The sequence below is a fragment of the Ignavibacteriota bacterium genome, assembly GCA_016218045.1.
Classification (GTDB): domain Bacteria; phylum Bacteroidota; class Ignavibacteria; order SZUA-365; family SZUA-365; genus JACRFB01.
Genome location: JACRFB010000018.1, coordinates 21,315 through 37,483, shown reverse-complemented (window position 1 = coordinate 37,483; position 16,169 = coordinate 21,315). Strand labels below are relative to the sequence as shown.

At 57.6% G+C, this 16,169-nt stretch carries 12 protein-coding genes; 8 read left to right on the top strand and 4 right to left on the bottom strand.

The genetic code is table 11. The features are described from left to right. Positions 1-224: 224 nt before the first annotated feature. Positions 225-1,295 carry a hypothetical protein gene (locus HY962_06190; GenBank protein ID MBI5646503.1) on the bottom strand — a complete coding sequence of 357 codons (1,071 nt, stop codon included), beginning with the start codon at positions 1,293-1,295 and terminating at the stop codon, positions 225-227. A 295-nt stretch (positions 1,296-1,590) separates the two neighbouring features. On the opposite strand from HY962_06190, the gene HY962_06185 reads away from it, so the two are divergent. The 7 genes from HY962_06185 (at position 1,591) to HY962_06155 (ending at position 6,034) form a co-directional block, all read left to right on the top strand. Further along, entirely contained in the window at positions 1,591-2,145 is a 555-nt protein-coding gene (locus HY962_06185; GenBank protein ID MBI5646502.1) for an ester cyclase, read from the top strand. A 268-nt stretch (positions 2,146-2,413) separates the two neighbouring features. Beyond that, positions 2,414-2,704 (top strand): winged helix-turn-helix transcriptional regulator, encoded by a 291-nt coding sequence (locus HY962_06180; GenBank protein MBI5646501.1) that lies wholly within the window; start codon positions 2,414-2,416, stop codon positions 2,702-2,704. 46 nt (positions 2,705-2,750) lie between these two features. After that, positions 2,751-3,842, top strand: a complete 1,092-nt coding sequence (locus HY962_06175) for a permease (GenBank protein ID MBI5646500.1) — start codon at positions 2,751-2,753, stop codon at positions 3,840-3,842. Positions 3,843-3,869: 27 nt separating this feature from the next. Further along, complete coding sequence (locus HY962_06170) at positions 3,870-4,118, top strand: TM0996/MTH895 family glutaredoxin-like protein (protein ID MBI5646499.1); 249 nt, start codon at positions 3,870-3,872, stop codon at positions 4,116-4,118. A 136-nt stretch (positions 4,119-4,254) separates the two neighbouring features. Then, positions 4,255-4,665, top strand: coding sequence for a thioredoxin family protein (locus HY962_06165; GenBank protein ID MBI5646498.1), 411 nt, complete (start codon positions 4,255-4,257; stop codon positions 4,663-4,665). 120 nt (positions 4,666-4,785) lie between these two features. Further along, the gene (locus HY962_06160; GenBank protein MBI5646497.1) at positions 4,786-5,487 is read left to right on the top strand and encodes a cytochrome C biogenesis protein; all 702 of its coding nucleotides are present in this window, start codon (positions 4,786-4,788) and stop codon (positions 5,485-5,487) included. 13 nt (positions 5,488-5,500) lie between these two features. Further along, on the top strand, positions 5,501-6,034 hold the full coding sequence (locus HY962_06155; GenBank protein MBI5646496.1) for a hypothetical protein: 534 nt from the start codon (positions 5,501-5,503) through the stop codon (positions 6,032-6,034). Positions 6,035-6,061: 27 nt separating this feature from the next. On the opposite strand, the gene HY962_06150 is transcribed toward HY962_06155, so the two are convergent. Next, positions 6,062-7,042 carry a T9SS type A sorting domain-containing protein gene (locus tag HY962_06150; GenBank protein ID MBI5646495.1) on the bottom strand — a complete coding sequence of 327 codons (981 nt, stop codon included), beginning with the start codon at positions 7,040-7,042 and terminating at the stop codon, positions 6,062-6,064. 215 nt (positions 7,043-7,257) lie between these two features. Here HY962_06150 and HY962_06145 point away from each other — a divergent pair, with 215 nt between their 5' ends. Continuing rightward, the gene (locus HY962_06145; protein ID MBI5646494.1) at positions 7,258-8,121 is read left to right on the top strand and encodes a C_GCAxxG_C_C family protein; all 864 of its coding nucleotides are present in this window, start codon (positions 7,258-7,260) and stop codon (positions 8,119-8,121) included. Between the two features lie 198 nt (positions 8,122-8,319). On the opposite strand, the gene HY962_06140 is transcribed toward HY962_06145, so the two are convergent. Beyond that, on the bottom strand, positions 8,320-11,877 hold the full coding sequence (locus HY962_06140; GenBank protein MBI5646493.1) for a VWA domain-containing protein: 3,558 nt from the start codon (positions 11,875-11,877) through the stop codon (positions 8,320-8,322). Positions 11,878-11,949: 72 nt separating this feature from the next. Next, complete coding sequence (locus HY962_06135; protein MBI5646492.1) at positions 11,950-16,059, bottom strand: hypothetical protein; 4,110 nt, start codon at positions 16,057-16,059, stop codon at positions 11,950-11,952. Positions 16,060-16,169: the final 110 nt, after the last annotated feature.

The window sequence follows — 16,169 nt, the reverse complement described above, 5'->3', positions numbered from 1 at the left end:
ACGGCGTTCGCCGTTGCAACCACGAATCTAGCGAAAACACCAACGGCGTTCAAAATTTAAGTAAAAGACCACATATTCCTATATTGATGACGCCTCCACATGTTGTCATCAATAACCCATCGCGTATTCTTGCATCCTTGGCCGCGCGCAACGATGCTGACCCCGAATGGGAAGGCCCCGTCCTCTGCGGACGGGGCCCTGTCATTCATCGCGGGAGCGCGGTGTCAGCCGCGTGTGCCGATCACGCCGCCGGTCTTGCCGCCGCCGTGCATCTTGTCCCAGATCTGCTGCTGCTCGGGCGTGAGCAGGGCGCGGATCGCCGCGTCCGATGCCTTCTGGATTTCCTGGAGCTTCTTCGAGAGCGCCGCGGGATCCTTGCCGAGTTCGGTGCGCGCCTGCGCCATCAGTTTTTCCTTGTTCAGGAGTTCCGTCCTGATGGCCGCCTGCTGCTCGGTGGTGAGCTTGAGCATCGGCGTCCAGGCCTTGATCTGCTGGTCGACGCGCGCCTCGATCGACGTGTCGGTCTTGACCACGCGGCCGTGCATCTTGTCCCAGATCACCTGCTGCTCGGGAAGGAGCAGGGCGCGGATCGCCGCGTCGGTGGCCTTCTGGATTTCCTGCATTTTTTTCGAGAAGCCCGCTGCATCCTTGCCGAACTCGATGCGCGCTTCCGCGATCAGTTTCTGCTGCTTCATCAATTCCGCCTTGATCGCCGCCTGCTGATCCGGCGTGAGCTTCATCGCAATGGTCCACGCCTTAATCTGCTGATCGATACGCGCCTCGATCATCTTGTCCATCCGCTCCTTGCGGTCGGTCTCGATCTTCTCTTTCAGCGCGTTGGCCTTCTCGATCTGCTCGCGAGTCACGATGCCGGGTTCGAGATCGGAACCGTTGATGCGGCGCATGAGGGCGAGATGCTCCTCGGTGAGGGCCGCCTTTTTCTGCTCGGGTGTCAGGGTGCTGTCGCGCATAATTTCTGCGCGGCGTTTGTTCGAGGCTGATATCGCTTCCTTCAGCGCGGCCTTGGTGGCATCGTCCATCTCGGGATTCGCCGCCAGAAGGAGGCGGATCCACGCCATCGCTTCCGCATCACCGATGCTGGCGCGTGGATCGAGCTTGCGGTCTCCCGGATCATCGGCGAGTAAGTCGCTGTCAAAACCGCCGGAGAAATCGGACTGGCTGTCGAAGACCACCGGTGCCTGCCCGTCGGCCGGTGCGATGGGGGTGGACTGCTGCTCGCAGGCACTGAGAGCGAACGCAAAAACCGCGAGTACCGCTAGGAGAACCTGTCGCATAAAACACTCCTGCTCTAAAATCGTTAGGAATCTTTCGGCGTGTGGTCGCACAATCAGGACGACAGACGCCTGCATGAACTCTGCAACTTGGCAATTCCGTGGAACAATGTCAACATCCATTTATACACTTCGGCAACGAATAATCACGTCCGGTAGCGGCACCGGTGCCGTTTCTCCCCATGGATCCGGCGGGCCTGGGTTGATAGCGCACACGGGAAACAGTACTTTCACGCAGCGATGTCGCGGTGTCGGCCGCGATGTTCTTCCCCTTGCAATTCACATATCGGATACATCCATGCGACGTTCCCTCCTCGGCCCCGCTCTCTGTGTGATCACACTTGTCACGCTGCTGCCGCCCTCCCCCGCCACACTGCGTGCACAGAATCCGCCGAAGAAAGCCCCGCAGGCGGCCATGCAGAAAAACAAGGCCGTGGTGAAGCGCTACTTCGAGGATCTGTGGAATGCCAAAAACAGCGCGACCATCCCGCAGATATCGGACCCGTCGCTCGTTTTTCATTTTCCCGGCGGTCCCGCGGCGCAACCTCCCGATCTCGCGACCTGGTTCAACAGCGCCACGGAGGCCTTCCCCGATCTCCGCTTCACCATTCACGATCTCTTCGCCGACGGCGACCATGTGATTGCACGCTGGACCTACGCCGCTACAAACACGGGGAAATTCATCGGACGCCCGCCCACAGGCCGCAAGGTGTCGGACGAGGGCATCAGCATCTTCCGCGTCAAGGACGGCAAGATCGTGGAGATGTGGATCAGTCAGGACAGTCTTGGTCTGCTCCAGCAGCTCGGCTGGGTTCCGACGCCCGCGTCCCTGCCACCGGGTGGAAAAAAGTAACACGCGGCTGTCAGCAGGCCGTCCGAAACACGAGGGTGTCAGGTATTCGGCGTTACAGAAACAGCACCGATCTCCTGGCGACAGGCCGGCCGCTCCCGTCATAGACACGGCACAGGTAGCAGCCCGGCGGCAATGTCCCTCGATCAATAATAACCACACTGCCGTCGAGAGGATATCGTTGAACCTCGGCACCGCGTGGCAACCGACATTTGCCTTTATGGCCATTTCGCCATACATTGATGATGCAACATGTACATACAAGCACCTAATGAAGGACGACGAAATATTTCGGCAACAGGCGCGGGTTCTCAAAGCCCTGGCGAATGAATCGCGGCTGCGGATCATACACCGCCTGGCCGAGGGCGAATGCTCGGTGGGGGAATTGACCGGACTCATCGGATCGGATCAATCCACCGTGTCGAAACACCTCGCCGTCCTGCGCGCGCACGGGATAGTGGACGACCGGCGCGAGGGCAACACGGTGTATTATTCCCTGCTCACACCCTGCGTGTTGAATTTTTTCACCTGCGCCTCGCAGGTTCTGCGCGACAGGCGGTAATCGCACACGGCCCGTATCCCTTCGCGACGAATCACGGAAAGCACCTATGACAGACACGGGCATCAGCACGGCAGGAAGCACAGCTCCGGGAATCACACACACACGCTCCCCGCGGTCGCGTGTCACCCTGCGTGTCGCGGCGGTGCTCGCAGCGGCGGTGTTGTGGTACTTTGTATACACACAACTCGCGGCATTCGCAAGGACCGTCACGTACGACGTCCTCGGTTTGGCGGCCGGGACACATGTCGCCGCCGCAATCGAATTTTTCCTCTTCGAGACGCCCAAGGTTCTCATGCTGCTCACCATCGTGGTGTTCGGAGTGGGCATCGTCCGTTCCTTCTTTACGCAGGAACGGACGCGTCGCGTGCTCGCGGGAAGACGCGAAAGTGCGGGCAATGTGCTGGGCGGTTTGCTGGGCATAGTCACGCCGTTTTGTTCCTGTTCGGCCGTGCCCCTCTTTATCGGTTTTGTCACATCGGGCGTGCCGCTCGGTGTCACGTTCTCCTTCCTCATCGCGGCGCCGATGATCAACGAGGTCGCGCTGGTGCTGCTCTTCGGACTCTTCGGCTGGAAGGTGGCGGGCCTCTATCTTGCGACCGGCTTGATGATTTCCATCACCGCGGGCTGGATTATCGGACGCCTGAAACTCGAACGCTGGGTGGAGGACTGGGTGTACACGCTGCAGCCCGGAGCGGCGCCGGGCGCGGACGATGAAGCCCTGCGATGGTCGGGCAGACTGCGGCTGGGCCGCGACGCGGTCCGCGAAATAGTCGGCAAGGTGTGGCCGTATGTGCTTGCGGGCATCGCGGTCGGCGCCGGTATTCACGGGTACGTTCCGCAGAATTTTATGGCGTCGATCATGGGGGCCGATGTGTGGTGGTCGGTGCCCGTGGCGGTGCTGCTGGGCATCCCGATGTATGCAAATGCCGCGGGAATTATACCCATCGTGCAGGCCCTGCTCGGCAAAGGCGCGGCGCTCGGCACGGTGCTCGCCTTTATGATGGCCGTGATCGGACTCTCCCTTCCGGAGATGATCATACTGCGCAAAGTCCTGAAAATGCCATTGATCCTCACCTTCATCGGCGTTGTCGGCACGGGTATCCTTGTTGTGGGATACCTGTTCAACGCCGTGCTGTAATCCCTCTCTCCCACAACGGAGCACCTCATGAACATCAAGGTTCTGGGCACCGGCTGCCCGAAATGCAAAACGCTGTATCAACGGGTCGAACAGCTTGTCGCCGCCAACGGCTTCGACGTCACGCTCGAAAAAGTCGAACGTATCGAGGACATCATCTCGTATGGTGTGATGATGACCCCGTCACTCGTGGTTGACGGATCCGTCAAGTCCAGCGGACGTCTTCCCACCGATGCGGAGATACTCTCCTGGGTCACTACCGCCCTGGCGAAGGGTTAGATACTCCGGGCGTGTAACCGCGTGGACTCGCACGCACGCTTCGTGTGATGCGCCATCTGCCGCGGTGCACCCGTCGCGGGTCCATTGTATATATACATACTTTCCTTCCTGTGCAGCACCGCAAATGGAGAAGAACATGTTCCGCCACTATCTCACACTCGGGTATCTCGTCTGCGCCCTCTGTTTCACTGCATCGGCACATGCTGCGCAGCCCGCGAACCCTGCACCTGACGACAGCACAAAAATAATCACTCATCCGCTTGTGACTTTTGTGGAACTGGGATCCGTGAATTGTATCCCGTGTAAAAAAATGCAGCCGGTGATGAAGGCCATCGAACGCAAATATGCAGGCACGGTGAAGGTGATTTTTCACGATGTATGGACCGATGCCGGGAAAGTCCAGAGCAAGAACTTCAACATACGGCTCATCCCGACACAGGTGTTTCTCGATGACAAGGGCAAAGAATTCTTCCGCCATGAGGGTTTCTATCCGGAGGAGGAGATACACAAACTCCTCGCCAAGCGCGGTTTGAAACCGCTCTCCTGACCGCTGCGCACCCCGGCGCGGTCGACATGGATCAGCACCCACTCGAAGATGTCGTGAGCTGAAACAGCACACATCCGCCCTCTGTACGTCGAACACTCCATTCAGGAGGAGAATCCCAGCATGTTGGATGACCTGTTTACCACCCTGTCGATGGCGATGATGGATTCCTACGGCGTCGCGCTCGCCGCGTCCTTCGCGTGGGGCATCGCGAGTATCTTGCTCAGTCCGTGCCACCTCACGAGCATCCCGCTCATCATCGGCTACATCAGCCGGCAGGCGGGGATGAACACACGCCGCTCCTTCGGCATCTCGCTGGTCTTCGCAACCGGCATACTGATCACGATTGCCGGGCTCGGTCTGCTCACCGCGTCACTCGGACGTATGATGGGTGATGTGGGAATCTGGGGCAACATCATTGTGGCGGCCCTCTTTTTTGTTGTGGGACTGTACCTCCTGGAAATTATCTCCTTTTCGTGGGGCGCACTGCCCATGCGCCCGCTCGAAGGCCGGCCGTGGATCGGTGCCTTTGTGCTGGGGCTCGTGTTTGGTGTGGGACTCGGCCCCTGCACCTTCGCCTACCTCGCGCCCGTGCTGGGAGTTGTGTTCAGCATCGGCAGCGAGGATGTAGCCGCGGCAGCGGGACTCATCGGTGCGTTCGCTGTCGGACATTGTGCGGTGATCGTTGCAGCGGGAACGCTCGCGCAACTCGTGCAACGGTATCTGCAATGGACGGAACAGACACGCGGGGCCGTCTGGATGCGGCGGGTTGCCGGCGTCTGTGTAATCCTCGGCGGTGTGTATTTTGTGTATACTGCTTTTTAAACGTCCGCGCATCATGTCGAAAGTATATAATACCGCGAAACACGACGACAGGACAGCATCGCTGATCCGCTCCATCGCAACATTATTCCCGACGCGGCAGAACAAGATGTTTCGTCGTTTTCTGATGCTGTCCGCTCTATCGCTCGTCGTGTGCTGCACTGCACATGCGCAAGCCGGTGCCGACACGCTCTTCACCGATCCGGCGCTCGCCTCCCTGCCGCAGGGATCGATCGTCGTGCGGTATTACCACCCGACTCTGCGCTGCGTCACCTGTTTGAGCATCGAGGAAGTCACGCGCAATCTCGTTCGCGAGGCCTACAGTGGCGATTCGACGATCGTGTTCCAGACCGTCAACATCGACGAGGCGGTGGAGCGCGATTTCATCGAACGGTATAAACTCTCCAGCTCTGCCCTCTTTCTCTGCACTTGCGCCGGCTGTCTGAATCTCACGAAAGAGGCGTTCGAATACGCCCTTGGCGACATCGGCCGCCTTCCGCAGATGCTGATCCGTGGTATCGAGGAGGCACGCGCACGGCAATGCCGCTAAGTGCCGTGGAGCGGTCGCGTGCCCGGTTCAGTTGGTCACGATCAGTCGCTGCTGCCGTGTCGCCCCGTGCGACGACACCGACACGGTGTACACTCCCGCGGGAAGACCACCGGTCGGAATGCTGAGTGTGGTGCCTCCCGCGGCACGCGCATCCACGGCCGTATGCTTCACCGCGCGTCCCAACGCGTCATACACTACGGCCTCGAAACGCCCCGCGCGTCCCGCGAGAACGTCGATCTGCGCGGCGGCTGTGCGTGCTGTCGCCGGATTCGGATACACCGAGGAAATCCGGAAGTCACTCTGCGCCTGTGCGTCCGGTACAGCCGACGTGGTCAACGATGTCACCTTGATGTTATCCACCAGCAATTCCTCGTTGGGCGAGGACATGTCCCACAGATACACGCCGACGGTGCCCGACGAAAACGTCTGATCAAAATTCAGCCCTCCGGGCATCTCCTGTCCGTCGAAGTAGAAGAAGAAATGAGGTCCGTTGGCTTTGACGGCGAGTGTGTGCCATCCGCTGCTGGTGGGGATGCCGCCGGGGATCTGTGACGCATTCCAGTCTTTGATCGCCACGGGAATCGACGGATTACTCGATGGCCTCACGCGGAAACGCATGCGCTGCGTCCCGGCGGGATTGAAGGCGGCAACAAACTGATACCCCGCCGACAGGCCGGAGGGATCGACGCGGAACTCGATGCCGTAATATGTGCCCGCATCCACCGGGATGTAGATGGTGGCCTCATAGAGGAAGTTCGAAAAGTCCCTGCTGGCCGCCGAGCTCTGTGCGACGTTTCCACCCGATGCGAGATTGGTGAGCCGCCCCACCCAGCCGTCGCCCGGAGCGAGCGCGGTTTGATACGGCACAAGCGCGGTGCCGTTGAATCCCGCCACCCATTCGTTTTCCGCCGTCCCGTTCGTAAAACGCTCCTGAAAAAGAATGTCCTGTGCGTGTACGGTGGAAACCAGCACAACACATACCACGGCGATTCGATGGAACAAGGACATGACCGTCTCCTGTAATTGAATGGGCATCGAAAGGTACGCGAATTTTACGCGAATTGGAACGGAGCCCGAATGTTTGACACGATGCCGTTGCCAGGTCCGGGGCGCCCCGAGTCCTTATTGTGATACTTGCGGAACTTTGCCCGATGCGTCCCGTATTGCTTGTTTTCGACCCCGCAGGGACAGTACTCAGATCATTTTTTCCACAGAGGACGCACATGCCGCACAGTTCGCCGTATTCGCTCAATTCCGTTGGCACCATGGTCACGTTTCTCAAGGAAGGGAGCTGTTCCGGCTGCCTGCTCACGGTGCTCGATCGCAGTTTTGGTCACCCGATGATGAAAGAGGAAAAGGCCGCGATGAATTTTGCCGGCGGCATCGCGCAGCACGGATTTCAATGCGGACAGATCTGGGGTGCGGTGCTTGCAGCCGGTGCCGAAGTGCATCGCGTCTATGGCGAGGGTTCGCGCGCGGAAGCGCACGCCGTCGCTACCGCCGCGCGGCTTGTTGATGTGTTTCGCGGCGACAACGGATCAGTGGATTGTTACGACCTGACACAGATCAATCAGACATCTTCGAAATGGAAACTCGTTCGCTACTTTTTGCTTCAGGGCGGCACCGCGCGCTGCATGCGGATGGCCGCGCGTTATGCGCCCCATGCATTTGAGACGATACGCACTGCCGTTGCGAAACCTGCTGATGGACCTTCTGCGGGTCCGGTGAGTTGTGCCGCAGTCCTCGCTGCGCGTGTGGGTGCGACGCCGCAGCAGATCATCATGGCGGCGGGATTCGCGGGAGGCATCGGACTCTGCGGCGGCGCCTGCGGCGCTCTTGGTGCGGCCGTCTGGTTGCAGAGCCTGCGCACAGATATCCCGGTAGGACAGCGCGCGGAATACAACACTCCGGCCGTACAGGTGCTGATAGAGGCCTTCCTTGAGAGCAGCGACTATCAGTTCGAATGCTGTGCCATCACCGGCCGCACCTTCCACGATGCGGCCGAGCACGCGGCGTTCATCCGCGATGGCGGATGCGCGCGCATCATCGACGCGCTGGACGCGGCGCTGGGCCGCGGGGTTGGTTGAGAGTGCGTTTCGTAGCCATGTGACACGTAAACACGTGACAAGTAGCAAGGTAGCAATGTGGAAGGTCGGCTGACGGAGGCGTCTTTTACTTTACCACCTTGCAGCTGGCAACTTTGCTACTTTGCCACTTTGCTACTTTCCACTTCCCTGTGCACTTCCTCGCTCTACGTCAACGCTACACCGAACATAACAAACCAGTCACCTCACGATCGTCACACGCTTTGTCACTCCCGACACGCGCAGCAGATAGTGTCCGTCCGGGAGATCGTGTAGATCGATGTGTGCCGCGGTAACGGGCAGCAGCCACTCCGTTTCATAGACGATTCGACCCAGGATGTCGTATATATATATTCGCTCGAGACGCGACGCCGCCTGTATCTGCACCACAAACGAGCCGCGATTCGGTTCCGGATACACATGTACCACCGGCCGTGTGGATGCTGCCGTTTCCACATTTGTCACGATGACAGGATACTGCGTCGACACCGCGCTGCAGCCGTTGCTGTCCACGATTTCCACCGAATATGTTCCCGATACAAACACGGTGAGTGTGTCACGTGTCGCGCCTTGTATTGTGACGCCGTCGTGCATCCACCGGTAATGCGTGTACCCCGGTTGTGTCGCCAACATGTTTCCGTTGCGGGTGATCATGGGGGCGGGCGGTCGTGTAAACACTGTGACGACCACCGTGTCGGAATGTGCGCTGCAGCCGGAGGAGTCCACCACAGCGACAGTATATACTCCGCCGCGGTGCACAACGATGCTCCGTGTTGTTGATCCATCGCTCCAGGCATACGCCGCGTAGCCGCTCCCCGCATCGAGCGACACCGAATCTCCCTCACAAAATGATGTGGCGCCCGAGGTAGTGATGGCAGGCGTCGCTGCAGCGGTGATACGCACCAGTACGCTGTCGTGTGCCGAGCAGGGACCGTCCGTCAGCTCCGCGCGCACACCTCCGGCTCCCCTTCCACTCCATTGCACCGTCACAAGGGGTTGATCCGCAGCGCCGAGCACTACTCCTCCCGTCACGGTCCATTGCACGGACTGTCCCGACGCGGCGGCCACGGAATACTGCTCCATCGCACCTGCGCAGACGCTCTGCGTTCCTGCAATACGCGGACGCAGGGCACGGCGCACGATCACGTGCACCGTGTCGGTCGACACGCTGCAACCACGCGCATCCGTCACAATGGCGTGATACGCGGCACTGGTTTTTGCTGTGAGCAGCCGTCCGCGATGGCCGGTGGACCAGAGATACGATGTATATCCCGCTCCCGCATCCAACACCACGGAATCTCCGGCGCACACATCGGTGGGACCGGCCGGTGTGATTCGAGCGACGGGTGCCGACAGTATCCGCACCTGAAGCGTATCGAAGGCCGTGCACTGTGCGGCCGAATCGGTGAGCGCGAGCACGATGCGCGCAACGGAATCCCTGCCCCATCGCACGGTGAGGGCATCGGTGTCGTGACCGAGCAGGATATCCGCACCCTCCACAAACCAACGATACCGGGCGCCTGGAATACCATTGGCCCTGCATGTCGAAACGGAGCCCGCGCAGGCCTGCGCCGGACCAGTCACAATCGCCGCGGGCCCGCGTCGTATGGTGATCACCAGTGTGTCGGTGATGCCTGTGCAACCGGCGCCATCCGTCACCTCCGCCCAATACCGACCCGGCCGTGTGGCGAGAATCGATTGTGTGTTTTCTCCCGTCGACCAGCGGTACGATTGGAAGGGCTGCATGACACGCAACAGTACAGGGGTGCTGTCGCATAGTACCAGCGGTCCTGCGGGATCGAGATACGGGCGTGGCCGGGGAGCCACTTCCACGGAGAATTTCGGTGTATCCTTCATACGTCCGTACGTATCGGTCACCGTGCAGTAATAGGCGCCGCCTATGCGTACAACGATCGTGTCACCGCTTTGTCCATCGGACCATTCATAGTGCACAAATCCCGGTGTCGCCGTGAGCATAACACTGCCGCCCTCACACATACGCGGCGAGCCGATTGCGCGCACGCGCGGTTCGGATGCGGGTACCCACATCTTTCCCCCGCACAAGAACGGCGCGTGATTCGTGAACTCCTGCCTGAAGCTGATGGGCACCGAATCGCCCGCAAGACGTGGTGAAAGCACTCCCTCCCACCAGGCCGTGCCGGTTTCATTGGGAAACAACGTGTCGGGCCATCCCGCCTGCGTGAGGGGCAAGGTCCCTGTCAGCACGAGATCGCGCGAATCGAACTGTATGGTGACACGATATGTCTCCGCGGGAATTACGCCGACATTGCGCACGCGTGTCGTGAAAAGCGGCGGTGTGAGGGTGTACGCATCGGTATTTGTATCCCACGCGACGTGCGGTAGCGTGTCACCATCACAGACGACAAATGGCGCGCGGGCGCGAACACAGAGATCGGCATCGGTGAAGGCCGCGCGCAGGCATCCCGATGAAAAGCCCCCGTCGATCAGATCAAACGTGCCGCATGCCGTATCGTTTCCGCGCCGGTCTGTCGCGCGGAAATGAAGCAAGGCCACGGGCGTCGACGGCCGGGAGCTTTGGAGAAGGATCGTGTCGTTCGTCGAAAAATCATATCGTGTGTTACCGGCTTTCCCGCTCCACATTGTCTGCATCGTGATCGATTGTCCCGCGAAGGGGCTCCCCGGCGGGACATCCGCGCCGAGACACAGAGCAAGCGAGTCCGGCACGAGCAATGACCACGTGAACACGCCGGCCCGTACACCGTCGACCGTGTCCTCCAGGAGCAGCGGCACGGAGAACGTTCCATCCCCCTCCACATCAGCACGTCCGATACCGAAATGAAGTGTCGTGAACGTCGATGTATCCTTCGGGGCCTTGTACGACTTCACCTTGGTATCCGATCCTCCGCAGATGCCCGACACGGCCAGGTCCACCGTCCTGATGGAACCGTCCGTGCATCCGGCGGTGTAGGATAAGGAGCATTCCTGGAAGCTCTGCAGACAGATGTGTGCGATGCTAGAATATACGGCTGGCAGTTCACCAGGATCGAGAACCAGGTAACTTTTGCCACCTGTCAGTATCGAGATGTTGTCAAGAATGGCCATCTGCACACCGCTACCGATTCCAATCGAGTACACACGGATTCTCTTTTCTCGAACAATTGGAAAGAAGACATTCTGCCAAATAGTACCTGTGTTTCCACCCCCATCAGTCACGATAACCAGAGCTGTGCATGCATTTGATGCACCGGCTGCGAGTTCCATCGCTGCAACTATTCCGGCATCCTCAAAGCGCGTCCCCCCGCTTGCCGGAATACCTCGCACAGCGTTATGGAGCAGACTCGAATCGCTAGTCAGTGACTGTGCCACAGCCACCGAGTCATTGAACCAGATGACAAGGGCCTCGTCGGTGCTGCCATCCAGCGAATCGATGAAGCGGTGCCCCGCCGCCTTCGCGGCTAGGTTTCGTGCGCCCGCCATGGTCTCACTCGCATCGAACGCGAGCGCAATCGAGAGCGGACAACGCACATTTGTATCCGGACAATTCTGTGTATCGAACGTGACAGGAAAACCCTGCTCGCGCACGCTGAATCGCGCGGGATCGTTAATCGTCTGCCGCACACCGCCGCACGAGACCGTGTAATACAGTTCAATCGTCGGCCAATTGTTCACGAGGCGTGAGATTTGCAATGTTGGCTGTGCAACTCCTGCCGCCCCGTTTCCCATCCATAGGAGCACAATGATGATGCACCCCGCCGCTCCCGGCATCTTCGTGCGCATGAACACGTCCTGGTTGTGATACGTCGTATGACAACGCAGGGAGGGCGATCCTGACTGAAGGGTATTTCCGCGCTACCCTCCGATAACGAAGTGCCCCGTCACGCGATGATCGCCACAATCGAGGGAATACCAGTAAAGGCCATGCGGTTGTGATGACATGTCAAAGCCAATAACATTTTCACCCGGACGCAATTCCAGAGTCCGTAAGGGTAAAACAGTCCTTCCGAAGGCGTCGTAAACAATGAAACGGCCGCTCCCGCGTTGGGCCGAAGTTATTCGGACGGTACCCGCCCCTTTTACAGGATGAGGTGCAAATACACAGCGTAGCGGTGTCTCGGATAGGTACTCCGCGGTGATACGACATTCGGGGGAAAGCTGACTGGTCCCATCCATGTCCTGTTGCCGCAATCGATAGATAGTTGGGTCGCGTAATTCCATCCTGTCGATATAAGAGTATGAGCCTCCATTCTCCGCAGTTGCATGCGATGGTACAAATCCAACGACACTCCACTCAGAATTGTCGTCCACACGTCTTTCGACTTGGAAGCCCAGGTTGTTGCGTTCCGATGCCGTGCGCCATATGATCCGCACACCGGATTCGTATCTCTCGGCTGCGATGTGCAAGAACTGTACTGGAAGCGGAGAACCAGCATCACCGACGGCGAAGGGTGATAATGCAGTGACATTCATTATCACCAACGAATAAGGATCCGACCCCGATGCGGCGATAAACGGCGTTCGACGCTGCCAGTTAGCCCCATTATGCCTTGCTATGTAACACGATGTCCTATCGAATCCCGATAGCTCATTACCTACATTCCACTGTAGTGAAAACGATGCATTGCTCCCGCCTGACTGTGCCTCGTTAATCATCCACGTTTTTCCGACAACATTCGAAGAGATGACTGCCCCTGATACCCCTCCTGTCAATACATCATCCATCACACGGATGGAGTAATCATCGAGTGTTCCGGTGTTCTGCAAACTCACGGGTGTGTAGCTGAATGCACGCGAGCCAACCGGGTACGGGACAAAGCGAGTGGTTCCCCCCGATCCAAGCCCCTCGTACACCAGACTTCCAGTGGAGTCGGTAACAACGTACGCTGCGCTGTCGAAGGCGGATATCTCAGCACCCTGTGACATATAAATGTGGTGTAATCCGGCAGATATCCTACCTGCATGAAGTTCCAGGGTGCCTGTAATTGTCAGTGTCCCCTCGAGAGTGGTCCCTCCTGCATTATCCAATGAAAAGCGCGATAGCGTGATGCTAGGAACGCCCAAAGGAGGATTAGTTTGCGGAGGAATAATGACAGTATCACCGGTTGTTGGTATGACACATGGATTATCCCAATTCCCTGTAGTGCTCCAGATCCGGCTACCTGCACCAGTCCAAACGAGGCTTGTCGGATCGGCTGGATAATGTGACACGGAAACAGGAGATGATTCGGAGGAACAGCCGCTCGCATTTGTTACAACCACTGTATATACGGCTGCATACCGCGCATGGTACACCTGCCCGAGGGCACCACTCACAGTAGTACCGTCCTTCTTCCATCGATACGAATACCCTGGACCAGAATTCGCCTGCAATCCCACGCTATCACCGACACAGATTGTTGTATTGCCGAGTGCGCTAATGGCGGCGGTCGGGAAGTCGGCGATTGTCAGATTACTACCGTTGTCACTTCCAATTACAGATGGATTCGATGCGATGACCCGAATCCTGTACATTGAGCCAGGCTGTGTATTCATCGGGATGATGCAGATGATCGGCCCTGCTGTGATTGAATCCCTTGTTCCGATCGTGACAGGTATGGCAAAGCTGCCTGAAACACTGGATAATTGTGCGGAAAAAGTATTGCCCGCATTAAATGTGCCTGTGATTGTGAATGTAACAATAACGGTGTCTCCCGGACAGAAGGGGCTTCCACTCACTGCCGAGGTGGCAACAGACCTCTGCGTGGATCCGCTGCCATCCGTAAGACGCACTATAAAGCCGTCACTACCACCTCCATTTGTTACCTGATAAGCGCCGGAGGTCGCTATTCCACTCGTACTTTGCGTCTCTCCACAGAGGTACACGCCTCCGTTTCCATCCAATGCCACGGTCCGTCCGTATTCCCATCCACTACCACCAAAGTAGGTTCCCCACATTCGAGCACCGCTTGAATCAAACTTCACTACGAACCCGTCGTTTCCACCACCACCATGTGCGGGCTGTGGTGTTCCCGTCGTCCCGATACCACTTGTACTCTGAGTGGAGCCGCTGATATAGATCTCACAATCTTGATTCGTTTCCGTCCAAAAACTTCTGTCCTCGCTCGGACCACCCAAATACGTCCCCCATAGACGGGTACCTGTACCTGACAGTCTCGCAACGAATCCGTCATACCCCCCCGAGTAAGAAGTTTGAAATGCACCCGATGATGCAATACTGGATGTACTCGTGGTATTGCCATGGATGACGACCCGGCCGTGGTCATCGCAGGATATACCATTGGCACCGTCCGCTCCATACCCGCCATAATAGGTACCCCAGATGCGCGAGCCTGCGGAGTCAAAGCGGACAATCATCGCATCGGTCGATCCGCCGTTACTCGTCTGATGTGTTCCTGCGGTTGCGATGCCAGAAGTACTGCCGGCAAAACCAGTGAGAAAAACGTCACTGTTTTCTGCGATCGCGAGGCCATGGCCATGATCATCACCGCTACCGCCGTAGTAAGTTGACCATATTACTGTTCCAGATGAAGCACGCAGTTTCACGAGGAACGCATCATAGGTTCCACCAAACGTTGTCTGATAGGCTCCCGGTGAGGCGATGCCGGAGGAACTGCTGGTATTGCCTGAAAAGTACACGGCGCGGCTTTCGCCCTGATCACTCACGAGATAGCCGGCCACTTCATCACTTGCACCGCCAAAATATGTGGACCACGATCTAGTCCCTGACGGACTGAGCGCGAGAATGAAACCATCTCCACTTCCACCGTAACTTGTTTGGTGCGCTCCTGTAGTCGCGATCCCACTCGAACTGAGGGTGGTACCACCTACAAAAATGTCACCATTGCTATCGATTATGTTGTAATATGCAGCATCTTGAGCGGCTCCACCAAAATAAGTCCCCCATTGCCGGCCTCCCTGTACATCGAACATCACGGTCACCGCATCCTCATTCCCAGCGTAGGTCACCTGATGCACCCCAGATGTGGCAATGTTCGATGAACTCGTTGTGCCGCCGCTTACCACGACATTGCCACTGCCGTCAGTAAAGGTTCCGTAGAAATAATCTGTACCGCTGCCTCCATAAAACGTCGACCACGAAACGGTCGGATCTATTATCAGTGTTTTTGTTCGATCGTACGTCCGAATGGAGAAACTCAATGTGTCGTTCTTCACATCAAATGCGGATACAACCATAGTTCGAGTTTCGCGACTCCCAATCAGAGGATTCGAATTGTGTAATATATAGCTTACTGGAGCAGCTTCCCTGATAGTCCCTTTGCTCGTCCCTATAATTAAATTCCCTTTTGAGTCGATCAAAAGCGAACTTTGTCCGGTGAGGCGCATCCGTATTTGAGTTGGATCAGCACCAGGATGGACAACAAATTCGTACTTGATCCCACCTGAGAAGTTCTCCGAGTTGGCCATAATAAAGCGTACATCAATGCCGGGATACACATCGCGATAGACAACTGTGTTGAAGCGACGGACACCTGTGACACCTGATTCGGGCATACCGTCGAGGTAATAGTGGTTGACGTCCTGGGCGACATCAAGCCCCTCCACGTTCACCGATTGCGACACACCGAGGAAATCCACATCCACGCGGTGCGACCTTATCCACTTTGCCGCTGACAGTTGCCTTTTGAACGCGACACAATCATCGGCAGTGTTCACTTCCTGCTGAGTCCAGGCCTGGTTGGTCAGATGTGAAACCAACTCATAGCTAAAACCAGACATTCGAAGATGAACTTTTCCACTCGGCAGAATACCGATGTAGAGCAGGTCACGCCGTGCCTCACCATTCTGATTTCGGACCTGTCCCTTGTTCTCCCAGAATCCTATGGTTGGCGACATGAGCTTTTGCACCTGCGCAGCCGCTGATCCTGCACGTGCCCAAACGTGAGGAGTACAACAAAATAAGAAGATGATAGTACCAACGATGAGGATGGACGTGCTTTTCATGATCGTACCCATCTCGAATGTAACATGGTGAGGTTGTTTCAACGTGGTGGACGATGGTGTAGTCGACACGTGTATCGAATTCACGCCGAAGATTCCTCAGTGTAGTGGTT

Coding starts and splice junctions, on each gene's coding strand:
- HY962_06150 (MBI5646495.1), bottom strand. CDS start 7,042: ATGTCCTTGTTCCATCGAATCGCCGTGGTATGTGTTGTGCTGGTTTCC.
- HY962_06160 (MBI5646497.1), top strand. CDS start 4,786: ATGTTGGATGACCTGTTTACCACCCTGTCGATGGCGATGATGGATTCC.
- HY962_06145 (MBI5646494.1), top strand. CDS start 7,258: ATGCCGCACAGTTCGCCGTATTCGCTCAATTCCGTTGGCACCATGGTC.
- HY962_06170 (MBI5646499.1), top strand. CDS start 3,870: ATGAACATCAAGGTTCTGGGCACCGGCTGCCCGAAATGCAAAACGCTG.
- HY962_06175 (MBI5646500.1), top strand. CDS start 2,751: ATGACAGACACGGGCATCAGCACGGCAGGAAGCACAGCTCCGGGAATC.
- HY962_06165 (MBI5646498.1), top strand. CDS start 4,255: ATGTTCCGCCACTATCTCACACTCGGGTATCTCGTCTGCGCCCTCTGT.
- HY962_06155 (MBI5646496.1), top strand. CDS start 5,501: ATGTCGAAAGTATATAATACCGCGAAACACGACGACAGGACAGCATCG.
- HY962_06190 (MBI5646503.1), bottom strand. CDS start 1,295: ATGCGACAGGTTCTCCTAGCGGTACTCGCGGTTTTTGCGTTCGCTCTC.
- HY962_06180 (MBI5646501.1), top strand. CDS start 2,414: ATGAAGGACGACGAAATATTTCGGCAACAGGCGCGGGTTCTCAAAGCC.
- HY962_06135 (MBI5646492.1), bottom strand. CDS start 16,059: ATGAAAAGCACGTCCATCCTCATCGTTGGTACTATCATCTTCTTATTT.
- HY962_06140 (MBI5646493.1), bottom strand. CDS start 11,877: ATGCGCACGAAGATGCCGGGAGCGGCGGGGTGCATCATCATTGTGCTC.
- HY962_06185 (MBI5646502.1), top strand. CDS start 1,591: ATGCGACGTTCCCTCCTCGGCCCCGCTCTCTGTGTGATCACACTTGTC.